Origin of the sequence: Pseudoalteromonas sp. NZS100_1 (assembly GCF_015864285.1) — a bacterium.
In the GTDB taxonomy this organism is placed as follows: Bacteria; Pseudomonadota; Gammaproteobacteria; order Enterobacterales; family Alteromonadaceae; genus Pseudoalteromonas; species Pseudoalteromonas arctica.
Genome location: NZ_JADYXN010000149.1, coordinates 1 through 719 on the forward strand (window position 1 = coordinate 1; position 719 = coordinate 719).

At 30.2% G+C, this 719-nt stretch carries 1 protein-coding gene and 1 pseudogene; one reads left to right on the forward strand and one right to left on the reverse strand.

Annotation, left to right across the window (positions count from 1 at the left end):
* Nucleotides 1-141, forward strand: a pseudogene (locus I6F66_RS22680) (DNA adenine methylase); the annotation flags it as partial.
* A gap of 128 nt (nucleotides 142-269) precedes the next feature.
* On the opposite strand, the gene I6F66_RS21035 reads toward I6F66_RS22680, so the two are convergent.
* The gene (locus I6F66_RS21035) at nucleotides 270-569 is read right to left on the reverse strand and encodes a hypothetical protein (protein WP_197113765.1); all 300 of its coding nucleotides are present in this window, start codon (nucleotides 567-569) and stop codon (nucleotides 270-272) included.
* Nucleotides 570-719: the final 150 nt, after the last annotated feature.

The window sequence follows — 719 nt, forward strand, 5'->3', positions numbered from 1 at the left end:
AGCCAAGCTTCGCTCGACCAAATTCAAGTAAAGCGCACTATTAGTCCTAAAGGCGGGTCTCGTAACAAAGTTGATGAGTTAATGGCAATGTATTTACCACTAAAGAATCAATTGCGTAAACCTAAAATACAAAAGTTATAATTAAGTATAATCGCAATTATAATAATTGAAGATGGAAAGTGCAGTTTTAAGTCTAAACTGCGTTTGTATCTGATTAAATATAAAATATTGCTAGCGCAATTTTAATGCGCTAAACATTATAAAATTATTTAAAATAATGGTTTTAAAGATGGGGTCTTTTTTGAGTCTTCAGAGCTAGTAAGTAATTCTAATAGATCAAGGTAGTGAAATTGTGCACTACGGCTATCACCTGTTATCCACGAAAACCAAGATGAATCATCTTCAATTTTTATACATGCATGAGCAGTATTTTGAGCACTGCTAGCTTGCTCTTGGTTATGGCAATTATTTACAGAGCTTAATTCTTGCTTTGTAGTTGGAGCAAAGCTAAATGCTCCAATAAATAATAATGCCGACGCAATTAATATCCCAGCTTTAAATGCACGCATAAATAAATCCAATAATTTGTTACTTTTTTAAGCATAACAAATATCGGTTAAATAACAAACTTAAATTTAGCTGAATATACTGAATAATTATAAAAAATAATGACTTAACTATTAAATAATTAACTTTAAAACTAATAATATTTCGCTCTG